General features: G+C 73.0%; 15 protein-coding genes. 5 read left to right on the top strand and 10 right to left on the bottom strand.

Going from position 1 to position 17,410, the window contains the following annotated elements:
* The gene (locus EV372_RS05990; protein WP_130395181.1) at positions 1-825 is read left to right on the top strand and encodes a purine-nucleoside phosphorylase; all 825 of its coding nucleotides are present in this window, start codon (positions 1-3) and stop codon (positions 823-825) included.
* 403 nt (positions 826-1,228) lie between these two features.
* Here EV372_RS05990 and EV372_RS05995 read toward each other — a convergent pair whose 3' ends face one another.
* From EV372_RS05995 to EV372_RS06015, 5 genes are all read right to left on the bottom strand, one after another.
* Positions 1,229-1,858 (bottom strand): PH domain-containing protein, encoded by a 630-nt coding sequence (locus EV372_RS05995; RefSeq protein WP_197044368.1) that lies wholly within the window; start codon positions 1,856-1,858, stop codon positions 1,229-1,231.
* A complete protein-coding gene (locus tag EV372_RS06000) occupies positions 1,858-2,955 on the bottom strand; it encodes an adenosine deaminase (protein ID WP_130395183.1) in 1,098 nt (365 codons plus the stop codon). Before EV372_RS06000 ends, EV372_RS05995 begins: the two co-directional genes overlap by 1 nt.
* 84 nt (positions 2,956-3,039) lie before the next feature.
* Positions 3,040-4,278, bottom strand: coding sequence for a M20 family metallopeptidase (locus EV372_RS06005; RefSeq protein ID WP_130395184.1), 1,239 nt, complete (start codon positions 4,276-4,278; stop codon positions 3,040-3,042).
* A gap of 25 nt (positions 4,279-4,303) precedes the next feature.
* Positions 4,304-5,476, bottom strand: a complete 1,173-nt coding sequence (locus EV372_RS06010) for a glutamate--cysteine ligase (RefSeq protein ID WP_130395185.1) — start codon at positions 5,474-5,476, stop codon at positions 4,304-4,306.
* Between the two features lie 181 nt (positions 5,477-5,657).
* Complete coding sequence (locus tag EV372_RS06015) at positions 5,658-6,782, bottom strand: YhjD/YihY/BrkB family envelope integrity protein (protein ID WP_130395186.1); 1,125 nt, start codon at positions 6,780-6,782, stop codon at positions 5,658-5,660.
* A 233-nt stretch (positions 6,783-7,015) separates the two neighbouring features.
* Between EV372_RS06015 and EV372_RS06020 the strand changes: the two genes are divergently transcribed.
* Positions 7,016-8,137, top strand: a complete 1,122-nt coding sequence (locus EV372_RS06020; RefSeq protein ID WP_130395187.1) for a galactokinase family protein — start codon at positions 7,016-7,018, stop codon at positions 8,135-8,137.
* Positions 8,138-8,320: 183 nt separating this feature from the next.
* A complete protein-coding gene (locus EV372_RS06025; RefSeq protein WP_130395188.1) occupies positions 8,321-9,616 on the top strand; it encodes an LCP family protein in 1,296 nt (431 codons plus the stop codon).
* Between the two features lie 565 nt (positions 9,617-10,181).
* Here the strand turns inward: EV372_RS06025 and EV372_RS06030 are convergent.
* A complete protein-coding gene (locus EV372_RS06030) occupies positions 10,182-11,399 on the bottom strand; it encodes an NADP-dependent isocitrate dehydrogenase (RefSeq protein WP_013154964.1) in 1,218 nt (405 codons plus the stop codon).
* A 183-nt stretch (positions 11,400-11,582) separates the two neighbouring features.
* On the bottom strand, positions 11,583-12,074 hold the full coding sequence (locus EV372_RS06035) for a DUF3017 domain-containing protein (RefSeq protein WP_130395189.1): 492 nt from the start codon (positions 12,072-12,074) through the stop codon (positions 11,583-11,585).
* 525 nt (positions 12,075-12,599) lie between these two features.
* Here EV372_RS06035 and EV372_RS06040 point away from each other — a divergent pair.
* Positions 12,600-13,205, top strand: coding sequence for an FHA domain-containing protein (locus EV372_RS06040; RefSeq protein WP_013154966.1), 606 nt, complete (start codon positions 12,600-12,602; stop codon positions 13,203-13,205).
* Positions 13,206-13,342: 137 nt separating this feature from the next.
* Here the strand turns inward: EV372_RS06040 and EV372_RS06045 are convergent, their stop codons facing one another.
* From EV372_RS06045 to purN, 3 genes are read right to left on the bottom strand one after another with little or no spacing between them, the layout of a single operon-like run.
* Positions 13,343-14,200 carry a bifunctional methylenetetrahydrofolate dehydrogenase/methenyltetrahydrofolate cyclohydrolase gene (locus EV372_RS06045; RefSeq protein WP_130395190.1) on the bottom strand — a complete coding sequence of 286 codons (858 nt, stop codon included), beginning with the start codon at positions 14,198-14,200 and terminating at the stop codon, positions 13,343-13,345.
* 16 nt (positions 14,201-14,216) lie between these two features.
* The gene (gene purH / locus EV372_RS06050; RefSeq protein ID WP_130395191.1) at positions 14,217-15,785 is read right to left on the bottom strand and encodes a bifunctional phosphoribosylaminoimidazolecarboxamide formyltransferase/IMP cyclohydrolase; all 1,569 of its coding nucleotides are present in this window, start codon (positions 15,783-15,785) and stop codon (positions 14,217-14,219) included.
* The gene (gene purN / locus EV372_RS06055) at positions 15,782-16,417 is read right to left on the bottom strand and encodes a phosphoribosylglycinamide formyltransferase (RefSeq protein WP_130395192.1); all 636 of its coding nucleotides are present in this window, start codon (positions 16,415-16,417) and stop codon (positions 15,782-15,784) included. Before purN ends, purH begins: the two co-directional genes overlap by 4 nt.
* A 440-nt stretch (positions 16,418-16,857) precedes the next feature.
* Here purN and EV372_RS06060 point away from each other — a divergent pair, with 440 nt between their 5' ends.
* Positions 16,858-17,250, top strand: a complete 393-nt coding sequence (locus EV372_RS06060) for a DUF4190 domain-containing protein (RefSeq protein ID WP_130395193.1) — start codon at positions 16,858-16,860, stop codon at positions 17,248-17,250.
* The last annotated feature ends 160 nt before the right edge of the window (positions 17,251-17,410 follow it).

A 17,410-nucleotide genomic window follows, 5' to 3' on the forward strand; every position in this document is an offset into this window, starting at 1 on the left:
GTGACGGAACCAGAGCAGCAGCCGAGGACGACCGGCGAGGCCAAGGAGCTGGCGGCCGACGCGGCGCGCGAACTCCTGTCCCGTACCGGTGCCGACAGCTTCGACGCGCTGGTGGTGCTCGGTTCGGGCTGGGCGGGCGCGGTGGACACGCTGGGCTCGTACGACATCGAGCTGGACGCCGCCGACCTTCCCGGCTTCCACGAACCCGCCGCCGAGGGGCACTCCGGCAAGATCCGCAGCATGTGGGTGGGCGACAGGCGCGTCATCGTGTTCATGGGGCGCGTCCACCTCTACGAGGGCCGCGGCCCGCTGGAGGTGGCCCACGCGGTCCGCACGGGCGTGGCCGCCGGTGCGAGGACCGCCGTGCTGACGGGCGCCGCCGGGTCGCTGCGCACGGACTTCGCCACGGGGCAGCCCGTGGTGGTGCGCGACCACATCAACCTGACCGCCCGGTCTCCGCTGGTGGGGCCCTCGTTCGTGGACCTGTCGTCGGCCTACAGCCCCCGGCTGCGGCGGGCCGTCCAGCAGGCGGACGCCTCGGTCCCCGAGGGTGTGTACGCGTGCACGACGGGGCCGCAGACGCAGACCCCGGCGGAGCTGAAGGTGCTGCACCAGGCGGGCGCGGACCTGGTGGGCCACTCGATCGCCCTGGAGGCGGTCGCGGCGGTGGAGGCGGGCGCCGAGGTGCTGGGGCTGGCGGTGGTCAGCAACGACGCCGTGGGGGCGGTGTTCGAGCCCTTCGAGGCCGAGCGCGCCCTGGATGTGGTCACCCAGCGGGCCCGCAGGCTGGGCGAACTGCTCAACAGGGTGATCGGCCAGGCCTAGAAGCCGGGCCTGGAGGAAACCGTGGGGGTGGGGCGCCTCCGACCGGGCCCGTCCGGTACCGGCGTGGCGAGCGTACACCCCGAGGCCTGGGGGTGGACGGTACCGACCGGGTTCCGGTCGGAGGCAGTGCTTGCCCCGGTGCCCGCGTCGCGCGGAATCCCCGCAGATCCCGTTGGACTCGCGACCTGGGCACCTTGTACTTCCGTTATTCAGTTGGACCGCGCGCGTCGCCCTCGGGGAAGGTCCGGGCGGACGGCCATCCGCGCGAAGTCGCCCGCCCGGAACACTCTCCCTTAGGCATGCCTTACCTAACCAGAACTCGGGAAGCGCGTCAACCCCCGACATGGCGGACCCGACCGCCACACGGGGGTGGGGGCCGGGTCGGATCCGGGAGGGGCTGTGCTCAGGCCAGCAGGAACACCGCCACGAGCAGGGCCGCGGTCGCGCCGACGACCACGATCACCTCCAGGGGGACCATGGTCTGGGGCTCGTCCTCCGCGCCCAGCGCGGCGGGGCCCGCCTCGTCCACGTCCCTGACCGGCCCGCTGAGCGGGCGCGCCTTGTGGCGCTCGGCGTCCTGGCGCAGCTGCCGGGCGGCCAGGTCCACCGGACGCGTGGAGGCGGGGTCCCCGTCGTCGTCCGGATCGAGGAATCCCCCCTCCCGGCGCATGTTGTCGCGGACCCGCTGGCGCTTGGTCTCGCGCAGCGGCCACGAGCGCACCACGCCCCCCGGCGTGTGCACCCGCAGGACGTCGGTGACGTCCACCCAGAGCACCGCCGCCCACGGCACGAAGGTCTCGCGCAGCGGGTTGACCACCCTCAGACCGCGTTCGGTGGAGACCACGCGCGGACGCAGCCAGACCAGGTACACCGCGGAGACGGTCGCGATCAGCAGGGCCCCCGCGATCCAGGCCTGGCGGCCCTCGCCGCGCAGGAGCACGTCCACCAGCAGCAGGGCCGCGATCACGATCCACACGATCGCCGCCACCCGCGTGAAGGTGGAGTAGTGGGTGGTGGGGTTGGGTCCGTCCATCAGGGGGTCGTCCACTTCAGCTGCGCGAAGCCGGGCTTGATGACCCCGTTGATCAGCGCGAGGCGCTCGTCGAAGGGCAGGAAGGCCGACTTCATGGCGTTGACCGTGAACCACTGGACGTCGTCCCAGCCGTACCCGAAGGCCTCGCAGAGGCGGGCGAACTCCTCGGACAGGCTGGTGCCGCTCTGGAGGCGGTTGTCGGTGTTGACGGTGACGCGGAAGCGCAGGTCGCGCAGGAGCCGGATGGGGTGGTCGGCGATGGACTCCGCGGCTCCGGTCTGCACGTTGGAGCTGGGGCACATCTCCAGCGGCACCCGCTTGTCGCGCACGTACTGGGCCAGGCGGCCCAGTCGCGGTGCGCCGCCGGTGTCGGTGTCGATGTCGTCGATGATGCGCACGCCGTGGCCCAGGCGGTCGCACCCGCACCACTGGAGGGCCTCCCAGATGGAGGGCAGGCCGAACGCCTCACCCGCGTGGATGGTGAAGTGGAAGTTCTCCCGGCGCAGGTACTCGAACGCGTCCAGGTGCCGGGTGGGCGGGTTGCCCGCCTCGGCGCCCGCGATGTCGAACCCGGCCACGCCCGCGTCGCGGTAGCGGACCGCCAGCTCGGCGATCTCCGAGGAGCGCGCGGCGTGGCGCATGGCGGTGACGAGCTGGCCGGTGCGGATGCTGCGCCCCTGGTCGGCGGCGCGCTTCTGGCCGAGTTCGAGGCCCTCCTGGACGGCCTCGACGACCTCCTCCAGGGTGAGCCCGGCCTCCAGGTGCTGCTCGGGGGCGTAGCGCTGCTCGGCGTAGACCACGCCGTCGGCGGCCAGGTCCTCCGCGGCCTCGGCGGCGACCCGCACCAGGGCGTCACGGGTCTGCATGACCGCCGTGGTGTGCGCGAACGTCTCCAGGTAGCGCTCCAGTGAGCCGGAGTCGGAGGCCTCGCGGAACCACCGCCCCAACTCCTGCGCGTCGTAGGTGGGCAGACCGGTGTAGCCGGTCTCCCGGGCCAGTTCCACGACGGTGGCCGGGCGCAGCCCGCCGTCGAGGTGGTCGTGCAGCAGTACCTTCGGCGCCCGCCGGATCTGGTCGACTGTGAGTGGCTGGTTCATGGATTCAGGATGCCACCAGCCGGGGAGCCGCCCCGACAGGCGGACGCGGGTCGCCGCGTCGGGCGGCCGGGGCGGCGGGCCGCCTCAGGCCATGGCCTCCTCGGTGTCCACGCGGGTGTCGCGGCGCGCGCTCTCCCACAGCGCCGTCAGCGCGGTGGTCACCATGAAGCGGGTGCCCGTTCCGATGGCGCGCTCGTCCACGTCGAAGGTGCCCCGGTGCAGGTCCAGCATGGGGCCGTCCCAGTCCGGGGAGTGGGTGCCCAGGCGGGCCAGCGCGCCGGGGACGTGCTCCAGGTACCAGGCGAAGTCCTCGCCGCCCAGGCTCTGCGGGGTGGAGGCCGCCGCCTCGGGGCCCAGGGCGGCGGTGACGGCCTCGCGCATGAGGGCCACGCTGGTCGCCTCGTTGATGGTGGGCGGCACGCCCCGCCGGTAGGTCACCTCGGCCTCGGCGCCGTAGGCCGAGGCCACCGACTCCACCAGCCCCTTGACGATGTCGGGAGCCGCGTGCCAGGCCTCGTCGTCCAGGCAGCGCACGGTGCCCTCGGCGACGGCGTCGTCGGGGATGACGTTGGGCGCGGAGCCGGCGCTGATCCTGCCCCACACCAGGCTGAACCCGGCCCGGGGGTCGATCCGCCGCGACAGCGCGGCGGGCAGCTCGGTGACGACCTTGCCCAGGGCGTAGACGAGGTCGGAGGTCAGGTGCGGGCGCGCGGTGTGCCCGCCCGGGCCCGACAGGCGCACCATGAGCTGGTCGCAGGCGGCGGTGATGCCGCCCGTGCGCAGCCCGACCCGGCCCGTCACCAGGCGGGGGTCGCAGTGCAGGGCGAAGATCCGGTCCACGCCCTCCATGGCCCCGGCGTTGATCACCTCCACGGCGCCGCCGGGGAGCTCCTCGGCGGGCTGGAAGATGAGCCGGACCCGGCCGGGCAGCGCGCCCGCCCGCTCCAGCTGCGCCAGGAAGACCCCGGCCGCCAGCACGACCGTGGTGTGCACGTCGTGCCCGCAGGCGTGGGCGACCCCCGGCACGGTGGAGCGGTAGGGGACGTCCTTCTCGTCCGTCAGGGGCAGGGCGTCGATGTCGGCGCGCAGGGCCACCAGGGGACCGGTGCCGGATCCGATGTCGCAGACCAGACCGGTGCCCTGGGGCAGTTCCCGCGGGCCGAGGCCCACCTCGCGCAGGCGTTCGGCGATCCGCCCGGTGGTGCGGTGTTCGGCGAAGGCGAGTTCGGGGTGCATGTGCAGGTCCCTGCGGAAGCCGCTCAGCTCCCGCCCGTGCCGCGCCAGGAAAGCGGTCAACTGTTCCGGCAGGTCATGTCCCTGCATGCGAGGGTCCCCTCTTCTCCACGTCTCAGCGCGTACCGGCTCCGTCGCCGGCACCGACCCTTGCGCGGGTGGGAGGACCGCCCTGGAGCTCGGCGGCGAGCATGTCCACGACGTCGTCGAGGGTCCCGCCCTCGGCGATGACCGCGCGCTGACGTTCGTAGGAGGCGCCCTTGTCCAGGATCTCGGAGATCAGGTCCAGGTCCTCGGCGCAACCCAGGCGGGTCGCGACCGGTCTCAGCTCGCGGACCAGCTCGTACAGGTCGTCGCGGAGCGGAACCGTGGTTCCGCGAGCGTCCGTGATGACACGAGCGTCGAGTCCGTAGCGGGTGGCACGCCACTTGTTGTCCTTCACCACCCAGGACGGCGGGCTGGGCAGTCCGTACCCGCGGTCGAGCTGGTGATCGAACAGCTCCACCAGGCTCTGAGAGAGCGCGGCGGCCATTCCCACCTCGCGCAGGGTGGGAATACCGTCGAACATCCGGATCTCGATGGTGCCGAAATCAGGGTGCGGACGGATGTCCCACCACACTTCCTTGATAGAGGCGATGGTACCTGCCCGGAGAAGCGTTTCGAGGTATTCCTCGAAAGCGGCCCAGTGCGGAAGGTTCGGCGGCGGCCCCGCGGTGGGCAGCGTGCCGAAGATGACGGACCGGGAGGAGGCCAGGCCGGTGTCCTGTCCGCCCCAGAACGGGCTGGACGCGCTCAGGGCGAGGAAGTGCGGCAGGTAGCGCGACAGGGCGTTGACCATGGGGATGGCCTTGTCCCTGTCGCGCACGCCGACGTGGACGTGGACGCCGCACGTCAGGATGCGCCGGACCAGCCACTGCATCTGCTCGACCAGCTCGCCGTAGCGCTCGCCGGGGCTGAGCTCCTGGTCGCGCCAGTCGTCGATGGGATGGGTTCCCGAGCAGGTCAGCGTGGTCCCCCAGGGCGTGAGGACCTCCCTCATGCGGTCGATGTTGCGGCCCAGGTCCCCCTTGGCCTCCTCGACCGTCTCGCAGATCCCGGTCACGACCTCCACCTGGGACTGCATGAGCTCGTGGCGCAGCGGCGCGGCGGAGTCGGAGCTGAGCTCGGGGAGTTCGGCCAGGAGCTTGGGCGCCTCCTGTCTCAGGTGCCGACTGCGCCGGTCGACGAGCTGGAGTTCCCACTCCACTCCGATCGTCGCGCGTTCGGACGAGTTGAATGCGATTCCCATCTGCCCTCCGAAGGGGGTGTTTGCGGCCGTCCCCGGCCGTCGCACCGTCGCGCCCCGGAGAACCGGTCAACCGGGACAGGGGAGGACTACCCCTCACGCACCGCACACATACGGGACAATCGCCTCGCTTCATGCGAATTCCGTGGAAAGAATGTCTGGTCCGGGCGTGCCGCCGGAACGCCTACGCGGGGTCGCCGCGGCGTCGGCGCAGCGCCCACGCCGTAGTGCCCGCGGCGCCTGCCGCTCCCAGCAGGGACAACACCCCGGCCAGCGCGCGCCGTGCCCGGCGGCGCTCGGCCGCCTCCCGCGCCGCCATCCGCGCCGTCACCCCCGAGGCCCAGTCCTGGCGGGACCAGTCCATGCCGTGCTCCTCCGGCAGGGGCAGGGAACCGGTGTAGGGCGGCGGCATCGGCAGCCACGTGGCCGTCCACGCCGCGCTGAACATCACCAGGCGCATCACGAGGTTGATCCACACCAGCAGCCCGACCAGGACGGCGAAGGACGCGTAGACGGGGTTGCCGAGCGTCCCGGCCAGCAGCACCGCCGCCGCGGCCTTGAGGACCTCGAACCCGACCGCGCCCAGCAGGGCTCCCCTCCACATCATCCGCGTGGACCGCCCGCTGCCCGACAGCAGCGCGAAGGCCAGCACGAAGATCGCCATGTTGGCGCCGACCGCGATGGCCAGGGCCAGCGCGCGCAGGGACAGGTTGGCCAGGAGCGAGCCGTCCAGGCCCACCAGCCCGAGGAGCCACTGCGTGGCGGTCTGGGCGACGCTGGTGAAGGCCACCGCGAGCAGCAGCGCCGCGCCCAGGCCCAGCATGACCAGCAGGTCGGCCAGCTTGCGCAGGAGGAGGTTGGGGCCCTCCTTGAGGTTCTTGAGCCAGATGGAGTGCAGGGCCTCGCGCAGCGCCGACACCGCGTTCAGGCCCGCGTAGAGCAGACCGAGCACGCCGATGACACCGGCGCCCACGCGGGCCTGGGCGATCTCGTCGATGGGCAGCTGCTCGGACAGGCCCGGCAGCACGCCGTCCAGCGCCTGCTGGAGGTAGTCGCCCACCTCGACCTGCACGGCGGCGAGGTAGCCGACCCCGGCGAAGGCCAGCGCCAGCAGGGGGAAGAAGGACAGGAAGGCGAAGTAGGTGACCGCCCCGGCCAGCTGGTTGCCGTTGCGGTCGGCGTAGCGCTCGTAGGCCCGGACCAGGTGGTCGAGGGCGGGCCTGCGCCTGCGCAGCTCCCAGTACGCGTCCATGCCCAGGTTCCGGTAGTGCCTGCCGGTGTCCCTGGCCCGGTCCAGCGCTGCGGCCACACGGCCTCCCTCTCCGTCGCACGTGTCACCCGTGTCCCTACCCCGCGCGGCTCCGAGGTCACCGGTGGCCCGCAACCGTAGCGGCGCCGCGCTCCCCCGTGAAGCCTGCGCGTCGGATTCGGCGGCGAACACCCCCGTGCGGGACGAAGCGCTTCAGCGGGGGTGATCACGGACACGTCCGGGCCTTGGGCAGACTTGGGGGACGAAGATCCATCCGGCGGAAGGGGGCCTTGGTGGGGGGCGCGGGGGCGCGGCTGCGTGCCGTGTTGGGTGTGCGGTCGGCGGGGCCTCGGGGGGACTGGCCCGAGGAGGCGCCGGACGCCGACGCACTGGTCGGGGAGTACCGGACGCGGTTCCAGGCGCCGCCGGCGGGCGTGTGGCACGCGCCGGGGCGCCTGGCGGTCATGGGCGAGCACACCGCGGCCGGTGCGGGGGCCGGGCTGTACGCCGCCCTGCCCTGGGGCGTGACGGCCGCCGTGGGCCCCGCGCCGGACCCGGGCGTGCACGTGGCCGCCCCGAGCGGCCCGCTGCGCCCCCGGGGGGCGGCGGCGCGCGCGGTGGCCGGGGCCGTGGCCGCCGCGCGCCGGACGGGTGTCCTGGGCGGAGACACGGGCGTGCGCGCGGTGCTGGGCGCGGACCTGCCCGAACACGCCTCCCTGGGCTACGCGGCCGCCGTGGGCGCGGCGGTGGCGCTGGCCCTGGCCGACCTGGGCGGCGGTCCCCCGCCCGAGGGCGCCACCGCCGACCAGCGGGTGGCCCTGGCGGCCCGCCCCGGGTGCGCGGTCCGGGTGAACCTGAGGAGCCTGCGCACCACCGTGCTGCCGTTCGACCTCGCCGAGGCCGGGCTGAGGCTCGTGGTGGTGGACACCGGCGCCCTGCCCCGGCGCGACCTGCGCGCGGCCCGCTCCGCCGAGCTGGAGCGCGCGCAGCGCACGCTCGGGCCGCTGCGCGCCGTCCAGGACCTGTCCGGGGCGCTGGCGAGCCTGCCGGACCCCGTGCTGCGCCGCCGGGTCGAGTACGCGGTGACCGAGGTGCACCGGCTCAACGCGGCCGTGGGGCTGCTGCGCGCCGGGCGCTTCGGGGAGGTCGGGTCGATCCTGTCCGCCTCCCACCTGTCCCTGCGCGGCTTCGGGCTGCCCACGCCGGAGGTGGAGCTGGCCGCGGAGACCGCCGCGCGGGCCGGGGCGCGCGGGGTGCGGATGTCCGGCTGGGCGGGGACCGTGCTGGCCCTGGCCGCCGAGGAGCGCGTGGAGGGGATCGGCGAGGCGCTGGCCCGGGAGTTCCGCGCCGACGGCCGGGTCCCCCCGCGGGTGCGCGCCGCGGTGCCCTCCGCGGGCGCCCACCGGCTGCGCTGAGCGGGTCGGGGCGGCGGGCACGGGCCCCGGACCCCGTGCGGAGGCGGTCGCGCGGCGGGCGCCTTCCGGGATCCGAGAGGCCGAACCGTGACATTGCGCCGAACCCCGCTACCCTTTTCGCGATCACACAGGGTGGAAGTAAGCGACGAGGCGATCCACGACGCTGAGCAGATGGGCGATGCGATGGCTGACCGACGGAACCGGGACGACCCCGGCCGCACCGGCGAGCACGACAGGCAGGGCGTGTTCCGGCGCGGCGGGACCCCGGGCAGGCCGGACGAGTTCGAGAAGCTCTACCGCCCGCGCGAGTCCGAGCAGAGGGTGGTCGGCGGGACGCGTCGGCTCCCGCCCGCCGAGGACGTGCCCCCGGTGCGGCCGAGGCGGTCCCAGAGGCCTCAGCAGTCCCAGAGGCCCCGGCGCACCCACAGCGCCGGGCGCGTCTACGACGGCCGCGGCATCGAGCGCAGGCGCACGGAGCGCAAGCGCCGGCTGGCCACCACCATCACGGTGACCGTGCTGGTGCTGGTGCTGGTCCTGCCCCTGGCCTTCGTCGGCGGGTTCTACGTGTACGCGAACTCCCGACTGGAGCGGGTGGAGGCCCTGCTGGACTACGAGGGCCGTCCGGACGGGCAGCCCGGCACGACCTACATGATCGTGGGCTCCGACAGCCGCCAGGGCCTGTCCGAGGAGCAGATGGACGAGATGGCCACCGGCTACGCCGAGGGCCGCCGGACCGACACCATCATGGTGCTCTACATCCCCGACGGGGGCGACCCCACCATCGTCAGCGTCCCCCGCGACTCCTACGTCCCCCTCGCCGTCCCCGGTTACGCCGACAACAAGATCAACACCGCCTTCGCCGACGCCGTGTGCGGCACGAACGACGCGGGCGAGGAGGTCTGCGGCGGCCCCGCCCCCCTCGTGGAGACCTTCGAGCGCGCCTCGGGCGTGCACATCGACCACTACGTGGAGATCGGCATGGGCGGCTTCGTCGACATCGTGGACGCGGTGGGCGGCGTGGAGCTGTGCCCGGAGGAGGCCATGGCCGACCCCAAGGCCGGGCTGGACATCGAGGCGGGCTGCCAGACGATGGACGGCGGCACCGCCCTGGGCTACGTGCGCACCCGGGCCACGCCGCGCGCCGACCTGGACCGCATCGCCCGCCAGCGCGAGTTCTTCTCGGCGCTGGTCCAGACGGCCAGCGCGCCCTCCACGCTGTTCAACCCCTTCGAGTCCATCCCGCTGGTGCTCGCGGGCACCGACACCTTCATGGTGGACGAGGGCGACGACCTGCGGCACCTGGCCAGCATGCTCCTGGCGATGCGCGGCGGTACGCAGACCACCGCGATCCCCGTGGGCCAGACCCCCACGCTGGACGGGGTCGGCTCGGTGGTGGTCTGGGACGAGGTGCGCTCCGAGGAGATGTTCGCCGCCATGCGGGCCGGGGAGCCGATCCCCGAGAGCGCCTTCCAGGAGTAGGCCGGACGTCGGACCGCCGCGGCCCGGGGGAAGCGGGCGGTCCGGGGAAAGGCGAAGGGCCCGTCGCCGAGGCGACGGGCCCTTCTTCGTGACGTTCCGTACTGTGCGCGCCTACCCCCCAGCGGGCGCACGGCCGGCACGTCGGTCATGGTGGCAGAGGAGCCGAAACCCGCTCTGGCCTGCCGGTTCTCACCGGCACGTCTCCACAATAGGTCAAAGCTCGCTTAAGGTGCGAATCCTGTGCACGTGGCCTATGTCGCACCCTTGGGCCTCTGCGGTGGTCCGGCGTTGCCATCCTCCCACCGCGGGCCCGCGTATGTACGCCGAACACGGGAAACACGCCGGGAAACTTTGGCCGACCGCGGCCCCAGAACCCCGCGAACACCGCGTTTGCGACACCCGGGCCCCCTCGGGAGCGGGCCCCTCCCCGCCCCGGGCACGACGGCGCCCGGCCGCCCCTCGGGGGCGACCGGGCGTGAGCGAGGTCTCACCCGGACGGTCCCGATCGGGACCGTCCGGGACCGGGCCCGCCGCGTACACCGCCGCACGGACGGTGCGCGGGGACTCAGGCCAGGCGCTTGGCGAGGTTCTCGTCCAGGGCGGCGAGGAACTGCTCCGTGGTCAGGAACTCCTGGTCGCCGCCGACGAGCAGCGCGAGGTCCTTGGTCATCTGGCCGCCCTCGACGGTCTTGATGACGACGTCCTCCAGGGTGTTGGCGAACTCGACGACCTTGGGGGTGTTGTCGAGCTTGCCCCGGTGCTCCAGGCCGCGGGTCCACGCGAAGATGGAGGCGATCGGGTTGGTGGAGGTGGGCTTGCCCTGCTGGTGCTGGCGGTAGTGGCGGGTCACCGTGCCGTGGGCGGCCTCGGCCTCGACCGTGCGGCCGTCCGCGGTGCGCAGGACGGAGGTCATCAGGCCGAGGGAGCCGAAGCCCTGGGCGACGGTGTCGGACTGCACGTCACCGTCGTAGTTCTTGCAGGCCCAGACGTAGCCGCCCTCCCACTTGAGCGCCGCGGCGACCATGTCGTCGATGAGGCGGTGCTCGTAGGTCAGGCCCGCGGAGTCGAAGCGGTCCTTGAACTCGGTCTCGAAGATCTCCTGGAACACGTCCTTGAACATGCCGTCGTAGGCCTTGAGGATCGTGTTCTTGGTGGACATGTAGACCGGGTAGTTGCGGTCCAGGCCGTAGTTCAGGCTCGCGCGCGCGAAGTCCTCGATGGACTTGCGGAAGTTGTACATGCCCATCGCGACGCCGCCCGCCTCGGGGAAGTTGGCGATGTCGAACTCGACCGGCTCGCTGCCGTCGGCCGGGGTGTAGGTCATGGTGACCGTGCCGGGGCCGGGCACCTTGAAGTCGGTGGCCTTGTACTGGTCGCCGTGGGCGTGGCGGCCGATGATGATCGGCTTGGTCCAGCCCGGGACCAGGCGGGGCACGTTCTCGCAGATGATGGGCTCGCGGAAGACGACGCCGCCGAGGATGTTGCGGATGGTGCCGTTGGGCGACCGCCACATCTTCTTGAGGCCGAACTCCTCGACCCGGGCCTCGTCCGGGGTGATGGTGGCGCACTTGACGCCGACGCCGTGCTCCTTGATGGCGTTGGCCGCGTCGACGGTGATCTGGTCGTCGGTGCGGTCGCGCTCCTCGATGCCCAGGTCGTAGTACTTCAGGTCGACGTCGAGGTAGGGGAGGATCAGACGGTCCTTGATGAAGGACCAGATGATCCGGGTCATCTCGTCGCCGTCGAGCTCGACTACGGGGTTCTCGACCTTGATCTTGGCCATGGCTGTGTGGCTGTCCCTTCAGTCTTCGCTGCCGCCTCGTGCGCCGCGGACCCGTGTCCGGCTCGTGGCCGGGGGCCGGTCCGCGCACCCGGCGGTCCACCGGTCCCGCCCGGGGTCCGTGCTCCCCGGTGAGGCGGTGGCTTCTCGGTGTCGCGGTATCTCGACGTCAAGCTTATTCGACGCCTAAGCGGACAGTTGCGGCGCCACCCATGCCAGCACGATCAGCAGGACCGCGAGGGTGGTCAGGGTGAGCAGGTCGATCCACCGGCGGCGCACGGCGAGCATGCCGACCCAGTCCCGGGGCAGGAGCACCCGGAAGGTCGCCGCCAGCAGCAGCGCGCCCGCGATGATCGCCGGTCCGCGCTTGAAGTAGGCCGCGGCCACGACCACGATCCCCGCCGCGAGCGCCGACATGACCAGGAAGTAGGGCACCTGCGAGAGCCAGTACGGCGTCTCGGGCCCCTCCTCCCCGGCGGTCCGCCCGCGCGCGACCTCCCCGGAGTCCTCCCCGGAGTCCCGGGCGGAGCCGCCGCCGGGCCCGGGCCCCTCGGGGCCGCCCCCGTCCGGCGCTCCCCCCTCGGGCACCCGCCCGCCTCGGGCCGCCTCCCCCGGCGCCCTCGCACCGGGAGCGCCCTCGTCCGCGTCCGCCAAATCCGCCTGCCCCGCCTTGTCCACCGCGTCCCGACCCGTTCGGTTACGAATGTGCTTGGCCGCCTCGCGGCTCGTTCACGGTCTTCTCCCGGGAACTGGCACGGACCGGCCACCCGTCGAGGACTGGCTGTCCGAAAACCGAATACCGCTCCGGAGGCTCGCGTCCGTGAGGGTTTCGGCGGCGCCGCGCGGGAAGCGAGGCTTCCCGTCCGGGAGAGACTGCGCCCATTGTAGTGATCCGTATCGCCGACTCCTCAGGGCTCACGGAAACGGTCTGGCCCGGGCCTCCACGGCCCATGACCGTTTCCCGCTTCCGGTTCGGTCACAGAGCCGTATTTGCACGCCTTATCCGTCTAACTCCGGAGTAAGCGCGTAGAACGCTTACCGCCCGGGTAACCAAGCTGGAGATGAGTGCACCGGTGAGCGAGGACCACCCCCATGAAGCCCACTCCACGCGTAGACCGAACCGTCACCCCACGACAGCCTCCCCTCCACCACCGTCGCCCGCACCCCCACCGGCAGCGCCACCCCACTCCGGGAGGAACCACCGTGGACGGGCCCTACCTCCGCATCGAAGAGACCGGGGACATACGCCAGCTCGCCGGTGAGGTCACCACGATCGGTCGAGGGGAGGGCGCCGACATCCGGCTGAACGACCCGAGCGTCTCCCAGCTGCACGCCGAACTGGTCCGCCGCGGCCCCTACGTCTACGTGGTGGACCTGGGCCTGTCGCGCAACGGGACCCGGGTGAACGGCCGCCCCATCGCCCGCCGGGTGCTGGAGGAGGGCGACGTGGTGAGCTTCGGCACCGCGCGCTGCCGTGTCGGCGGACTGCCCAAGGAGCAGATCAGCCCCGACATCGAGCTGCGCCGCGGCGCCGCCCCCGAGCTCACCCGCCGGGAGCTGGACGTGCTGACCGCGCTGTGCCAGCCCGCGCTGTCGGAGGAGGCCTTCGTGGCCCCCGCCACCGCCCGGGACATCGCCGAGGCGCTGGTGGTCACCGAGGCGGCGGTCAAACAACACCTGTTGCGGCTGTACCAGAAGTTCCGCATCCCCGAGGGGCAGAACCGCAGGACGCGGCTGGCCAACGAGGTCGTGGCGCTGGGCCTGGTGCGGCCGATGCCGATGGGCGGACCGGCCCGCAAGGCCAGCTGAGCACTCCCCCCGGCCCCGCCGCGGGGGCCTCACGCCGACGGCCGGGCCGGGGTCAGTCACTCGGAGTGAACGGTTTCGGCCCGTGTGTGACGCCGGAGCCGGGCCCCGTCCCCGGACGGGGCCCGGAAGAGGTGTGGCTAGAGGGCGGCGGCCTGCCGCTCGGCGGCCTCCACCACGTTCACCAGCAGCATCGCCCGGGTCATCGGGCCCACGCCGCCGGGGTTGGGCGACAGGTGCCCGGCCACCTCGGCCACGTCGGGGACGACGTCGCCGACCAGGCCCGACTCGGTGCGCGAGACGCCCACGTCCAGCACGGCCGCGCCCGGCTTCACCATGTCCTTGGTGATCAGGCCCGGCACACCGGCGCCGGCGACGATGATGTCCGCGCGGCGCGTGTGGTCGGCCAGGTCCCGGGTGCCGGTGTGGCACAGGGTGACGGTGGCGTTCTCCGACCGGCGGGTCAGCAGCAGGCCGAGGGGGCGTCCCACGGTCACGCCGCGCCCGACCACGACCACCTCGGCACCCCTGAGCGGCACCTCGTAGCGGGTGAGCAGCTCGACGATGCCGCGCGGGGTGCACGGCAGCGGCGCCTCCTGCATCAGCACCAGCTTGCCGAGGTTGGAGGGCTGGAGGCCGTCCGCGTCCTTGACCGGGTCGATCAGGCCCAGCACGCGGTTCTCGTCCAGCCCCTTGGGCAGCGGGAGCTGCACGATGTAGCCGGTGCAGGCCGGGTCCTGGTTGAGTTCGCGGACGGCCTGCTCCACCTGCTCCTGGGTGGCGTCGGCGGGCAGGTCGCGGCGGATGCTGGCGATGCCCACCTGCGCGCAGTCGCGGTGCTTGCCGCGCACGTAGGAGTGGCTGCCCGGGTCGTCGCCGACCAGGACCGTGCCCAGGCCGGGGGTGACGCCGCGGTCGTGCAGCTTCGCCACCCGCTCGGAGAGCTCCTCACGGATGGACTTGGCGACGGCCTTGCCGTCCAGGACGATCGCGCTCATGCGTGTGTCTCCTCGCTCAGTGGAAGAAGTGCCGGGTCCCGGTGAGGTACATGGTCACGCCGGCCGCCTCGGCCGCGGCCACGACCTCCTCGTCGCGGACCGAGCCGCCGGGCTGGACGACGGCGCGGACCCCCGCCCCGGTGAGGATCTCCAGGCCGTCGGGGAAGGGGAAGAAGGCGTCGCTGGCCGCGACGGAGCCGGTCACCCTCTCGCCCGCGCGCGTGACCGCCAGGCGTGCGGAGTCCACGCGGTTGACCTGGCCCATGCCCACGCCCACGGTGGCGCCGTCGGAGGCCAGGAGGATGGCGTTGGACTTGACCGCGCGCACGGCCTTCCAGGCGAAGGCCAGGTCGGCCAGGGTGGCCTCGTCGGCGGGCTCGCCGGTGGCCAGGGTCCAGGCGGAGGGGTCGTCGCCGGGGGCGTCGATGGCGTCGCGCGACTGCACCAGCAGGCCGCCGCTGATCTGGCGGTGCTCCACGCCCGCGCCGGGGCCGGAGCCCTGCGCCACGAGCAGGCGGATGTTCTTCTTGCGGCTGAGGATCTCCACGGCCGCGGGCTCGAAGGCGGGGGCGACGACGACCTCGGTGAAGATCTCCGCGATCTGCCCGGCCAGCTCCTCGCCGACGGGGCGGTTGGTGGCGATGACTCCGCCGTAGGCCGACACCGGGTCGCAGGCGTGCGCCCTGCGGTGGGCCTCGGCGTTGTCGGCGCCGACGGCGATCCCGCACGGGTTGGCGTGCTTGATGATGGCCACGCACGGCTGGTCGAAGTCGTGGGCGGCGCGCAGCGCGGCGTCGGCGTCCACGTAGTTGTTGTAGGACATCGCCTTGCCGTGCAGCTGCTCGGCTCCGGCCAGGCCGGTCCGCGGGGCGCCCGCGACGGTGTACAGCGCCGCCTTCTGGTGGGGGTTCTCGCCGTAGCGCAGGACGTCCCTGCGGTGGTGGACGGTGGCCAGGAAACCGGGCCAGCCCGACTCGGCGGCCTCGGCGTCGGGGGCGTAGTCGGCCGCGAACCAGTCGGCGACGGCCGCGTCGTAGGCGGCGGTGTGCTGGAAGGCGAGCCCGGCCAGGCGCCTGCGCTGTTCCAGGGTGAAGCCGCCGTCGCGGACGGCCTCCAGGGCGGCGTCGTAGCCGCCCGGGTCGACCACGATCGCGACGCTGCCGTGGTTCTTGGCCGAGGCGCGCACCATGGCGGGGCCGCCGATGTCGATCTTCTCGATGCAGTCGGCCTCGGAGGCGCCGGAGGCGACGGTGTCCTGGAAGGGGTAGAGGTTGACCACGACCAGGTCGAAGGGGGCGATGCCCAGCTCCTTGATCCTGGCGACGTGCTCGGGGTTGTTCTGGTCGGCCAGGAGCCCGGCGTGCACGGAGGGGTGCAGCGTCTTGACGCGGCCCTCCATGATCTCGGGGAAGCCGGTGACGTCCTCCACGGGGGTGACGGGGATGTCGGCCGCGCGCAGCCGCGCGGCGGTGGAGCCGGTGGAGACGATCTCCACCCCGGCCTCGGCCAGGCCGATGCCCAGCTCCTCCAGACCGGTCTTGTCGTAGACGCTGATCAACGCACGCCTGATGGCCTGCTGGGTCACCGGTTCTCCTTCGTGTCGGTCGCGTCGGTGACGCGCTGCTCGGTGCGGCCGAACCGCACGTGCCTGCCGTCGATGGTCCAGCCCTCGCGGGCGAGCCTGCCGACCGTGTCGACCAGCATCGTCCGCTCCACGGACTTGATCCGCTCGTGGAGGCTGGCTTCGTCATCGCCGTCCTCGACGGGTACCGCGACCTGGTCGATGATCGGACCGGAGTCGACGCCCTCGTCGAGGAAGTGGATGGTGGTGCCGGTGACGCGGACACCGTGGGCGAGCGCGTCACGCACGGCGTGCGCGCCGGGGAAGGAGGGCAGCAGCGCGGGATGGATGTTGACCGCGGGGTGGCTGCCGATCACGGCGGGGCCGAGGATGCGCATGAAGCCCGCGGAGACCACCAGGTCGGGGCGGTGCTCGCTGATGCGTTCGGCCATGGCGGCGTTCCACCGCGAGCGGTCGGGGTAGTCGCGGAAGGGGACGACGAACACGGGCACACCGGCCTGATCGGCCAGCTCGATGCCGCGGGTCCCCTCGCGGTCGGAGCCGACGGCGACGACGGTCGCCCCGTAGGCCGGGTCCCCGGCCGCCTCCAACAGGGCGGCCATGTTGCTGCCCGTGCCCGATATGAGGACCACCACTCGCGCGGACAATGCTTCTCCCATTGTGTAGAGAACGGTGCGAGAGCCGCCCCTCGCCTTCCGGGGGCGCCGGGGGACGGCGCAGCATCCGGATCCCGCGTACGCCGGTCCGGGGGTCGGCGCGAGCCGGAGCCGGAGGCGTGGTGTGCGGGTGACCCGATCGTCCTCCGCCGGGCGCTCCCTCGCGGGCTTCCGTGGGCCGGAGGCGTCCGTTGGGGGTGGTGGCGGGTGACGGGCGGGTGACGGGCGCGCCCGCTGGGCCCGCCCGCGTTCCCACCCTATCGGTCCAGGTAGCGTCTACCCACGGGGAGTGGGTGTTGGCCGGCCTGTGACGGGGGTCTCGGCGGCCCGCGGACCGGCGTGACCATGGACGACGGGTAGCCTCCGTGCGGCGGAGGCGACCACGGCGCCCCGAGCGGGGCGCGCATAAGGAGTGAACCTTGACCGACAACAGCCCGGAGTCCCGGACCGAGGGGCAGCCGCCCAGAGCCGAACGCGGCGGCCTGTGGGGCCTGTTCTTCGGGGCGGCCGGCCTGCTGCTGCCGCCCTACGGGGTCGTGCTGTCCGTGTTCGGTGTCGTGCAGGGTTTCCGGGCGAGGCGGGCCGCGCGGGCGAACCGCACCGAGGCGCCGGGCGCGCTGATGAGCGTGGTCGTGGGCGTGCTGGGGATCGTGATGTCGCTGTCGCTGTTCGCGGTGGCCGTGGTGTACCAGGAGCAGATGGCGCAGTACCGGGACTGCTCGGCCCTGGCGCACACGGTCTCCAGCCAGAACGAGTGCGACGAGGCGTGGGAGTCCTCCACCGGCCTTCCGCCCACGGTGGTCATCAGCTAGGTCGGTCGGGGCGCCCGAAGGGGGCGGCGGGAGTGTCCCGCCGCCCCCTTCGCGTGCCCGGGGGCCTTCCCGGGTGGTGACGCGCTCTCCGGTTCCGGTCACTACCCGAGTCGGGAAACGGCCGCTCGCCCACGCCGCGGAGACCCCCCAAGGGATTACA

Source organism: Nocardiopsis sp. CNZ308 (assembly GCF_004217075.1).

Coding starts and splice junctions, on each gene's coding strand:
- EV372_RS05995 (WP_197044368.1), bottom strand. CDS start 1,858: ATGGACGGACCCAACCCCACCACCCACTACTCCACCTTCACGCGGGTG.
- EV372_RS06010 (WP_130395185.1), bottom strand. CDS start 5,476: ATGGGAATCGCATTCAACTCGTCCGAACGCGCGACGATCGGAGTGGAG.
- EV372_RS06025 (WP_130395188.1), top strand. CDS start 8,321: ATGGCTGACCGACGGAACCGGGACGACCCCGGCCGCACCGGCGAGCAC.
- EV372_RS06005 (WP_130395184.1), bottom strand. CDS start 4,278: ATGCAGGGACATGACCTGCCGGAACAGTTGACCGCTTTCCTGGCGCGG.
- EV372_RS06030 (WP_013154964.1), bottom strand. CDS start 11,399: ATGGCCAAGATCAAGGTCGAGAACCCCGTAGTCGAGCTCGACGGCGAC.
- EV372_RS06045 (WP_130395190.1), bottom strand. CDS start 14,200: ATGAGCGCGATCGTCCTGGACGGCAAGGCCGTCGCCAAGTCCATCCGT.
- EV372_RS06000 (WP_130395183.1), bottom strand. CDS start 2,955: ATGAACCAGCCACTCACAGTCGACCAGATCCGGCGGGCGCCGAAGGTA.